We start from the raw sequence: 3,064 nt of genomic DNA, 5'->3' as shown, positions 1-3,064 counted from the left end.
GTCCTGCATGCATTGAATGGCGGCAGCATCCGAGCCAGCGAACCGGTGACGGTGACGACAAGCGGCCAGAACACCGCAGCGGTGCGTGCCGAGAAAGACGGCAGCATGATCTTCAACGGCGGCAGCATCACCACGCATGGGGATTACGCCATCGGGCTGTCGATCCTGTCCGGTGGCCAGGTCGACCTGCTGCCCGATGCCGCCGGACAAGGCATGGTCTTTTCCACCAGCGGCTACCGTAGCCCCGCGGTGGAGGTGAACGGCGGTACGTTGCGGATGCGCGACGCGATCATCGACACAACCGGCTACCAGTCCCATGGCATGGCCGCTTACTACAGCGGCCATATCGAGGGCGACGGGCTGACCATCACCACCCACGAAGCGGGGAGCGCCGGTGCGGTCGCTACCGCCGGCGGAACATTTACGCTGTCCAACGGTTCCATCGAAACCTTGGGGGGTGCGGCCCACGGCGTGATCGGCAGCAAGGCCATCGCCCTGCGCGACACCGACATCCGGGTCGCGGGCCGCGCGTCGATCGCCGTCGACTTCCAGGGCGGCACGCTGTGGATCGAGAACGGCGCGATGCAGGCCGATCATGCGCAGAGCACCGCAGTGCGCCTGGCGGCCGGCAGCGAGGTGGACATCATCGGCACGCAGATGGGGGCCGGATTCATCGGGCTCAGCAACGGCGGCCGCAGCGGAGAGGCGCGTCTGGTCGATGTGGACATACGTATCTCCAGCGCAAACGGCGCCGGCATCTGGCTGAGCTCGGGTCCGCGCCTTTCGATGCTCGGCGGCAGCATCATCACCCTCGGCGACAACAGCAGGGGCGTCGACAATCTCGGCGGTGGGGTCACGCTGGAGGGCGTGCAGGTGAGCACGGTCGGCGCGTCGGCACATGGGCTCAACGCCGAATGGGACATTTTCTCCGGAGACCTGATGCTGGAGGCAGACCGGATCGCGGTGGACACCGGCGGTGACGGTGCCATCGGCGCCCTGTCCCATTCCGGCGGAACCGCCCACTTGCGCCGCAGCACGATTACCACGGCCGGTGCCAACAGTTACGGCGTGTTGAGTGGAGGCACGGGCGTGATGACGTTGCACGACACCCATGTCCGTACCGAAGGACTCGGCGCGGCGGCCGCTGTGGTCAATGCAAACGGCAGCCTGGACATCGACGGTGGGTCGCTGACCAGCGCGCGCGATGCCGCCCTGTGGGTGCGCGCCGCGCGCCACGTGGCTGCACACAATGGCGCCCGGCTGTTTGGCGGCAACGGCACGTTGATGAAGGTCGATGCGGCCTCCGCCGGTCCGCTGGATCTCAACCTGGACCAGGACGTCTACGCCCAAGGCGACATCATGATCACCCCGGACGACATCGGTGCCGGCGTCCCGGTGGTGGCCGATATCCACGTACACCTCAATGGGCGTTCGCATTGGCGGGGCGCCAGCGGCGTGGTCAACCAGGTCTCGCTGCGCGATGGCAGCCGCTGGACCCTGACCGGCGATGCCAGCGTGGGCCAGCTGGCGCTGCACGACAGCACCCTGGCCCTGTCCGCCGTGGGTGCAGGCAACTTCAACCGCCTCACCGTGGACGGTGATCTCGACACGCACAACGCGCTGTTGATCTTCAACGGCGCATTGGCCGGCGATGACTCGCCCATCGATACCCTGCGCGTGCGCGGCGACACCCGTGGCACGGCGGCCATCCAGGTCAACAATGTGCATGGCCTTGGCGCACAGACCGTCGACGGCATCGCGTTGATCCAGGTCGAGGGTGCGTCCGATGCGACGTACGCGTTGCGCGGCCGCGCCGTGGCGGGCCAATACGACTACTTCCTGCACAAGGGCGGCGTGAACACGCCCGGCGACGGCGGCTGGTATCTGCGCGCGACGCTGCCGACCACACCGGACCCGTGCGACGCCGATCCCGATGGCCCCGGCTGCATGACGCCGCCGGATCCCTGCGACAGCGATCCGACAGGCCCCGGCTGCATCGTCATCCCGCCGGACCCCTGCGAGGCCGATCCCGGCGGCCTCGGCTGTGTTGTTCCCCCGCCAGATCCGTGCGTGCTCGACCCCAACGGCCCCGGCTGCGCACTGCCGCCCACGCCCTGCGAGGCGGGCAACACCGCCCCCTGCCACCGCCCGCGCCCGCCGCAGGTGCTGCGCCCGGAAGCCGGCGCCTACCTGGCCAACCAGGCCGCTGCCGTGTCGATGTTCCAGCACCGCCTGCATGACCGCGATGGTGCGTACGCCTCGAACGCGGCACGCGGGGCCAGTTGGCTGCGCGTGGGCAGCACCCAGCGCCGTCAAGCGGTCGACGGCCAGCTGGCCCTGAGCGCCCGCACCACCACGGTGACCAGCGGCGTGGACCTGCTGCACTGGGGCGCGGGCGGCCAGGGCCGTGCGGGTGTGCTGCTGGGTACAGGACGGGCCGCCACCGATGTCCGCTCGCAGCGCAGCGGCTATGCCGCCACCGGCATCGTCAAGGGTACGGCGGTGGGCGTCTACGTCACCTGGATGCAACACCCCGGTGGCGGGGACGGCGCCTACCTTGATGGCGGCGTGCAGCACGGGCGCTACCGCAGCAGCGTGCAGGGCATCGCCCTGGCCGGGGAACGCCAACAGGCGCGCACGGATGCGGCCACGCTGGAAGCCGGCTACGCCTGGAAACGCCGCGTGCGCGATTCGGCCACGCTGCTGGTGCAGCCGCAGCTGCAGATGACCTATACCGACTACCGTGCCGATGACCTTGTCGAACACAACGGCACCCAGGTGGCCCCGGGCGCCGGCGGCGAGGTGTCCTCGCGCCTGGGCCTGCGGATGACGGGCGATGTTCGCAGCGTGGATCACGTCGTACAGCCCTTCGTTTCGGCGCATTGGCTGCGCGCGTCAGGCAGCAACAGCATCTGGATGGACCACACCCGGATCGACGGTGCGGTGCCGAAAAACCGTTACGAGCTACGCGGTGGCGCGATGCTGCAGCTGGGCATGCGCTGGTCGGCGTGGGGCGATCTGGGCGTGCAACGCGGCGACGGTGCCTATCGCAGCGTTTCGGTGC

Annotated in this window: 1 protein-coding gene; it reads left to right on the top strand. The window is 69.2% G+C overall.

Going from position 1 to position 3,064, the window contains the following annotated elements:
* Positions 1–105: 105 nt before the first annotated feature.
* Positions 106–3,064: autotransporter outer membrane beta-barrel domain-containing protein (locus ACXJKH_RS17715; protein ID WP_457321296.1), on the top strand; the 2,959-nt coding region annotated here is incomplete at its 3' end.

The organism is Stenotrophomonas sp. P5_B8 (assembly GCF_054049855.1).
The sequence above is the reverse complement of the archived record's forward strand: the minus strand, read 5'-3'. Positions and strand labels throughout refer to the sequence as shown.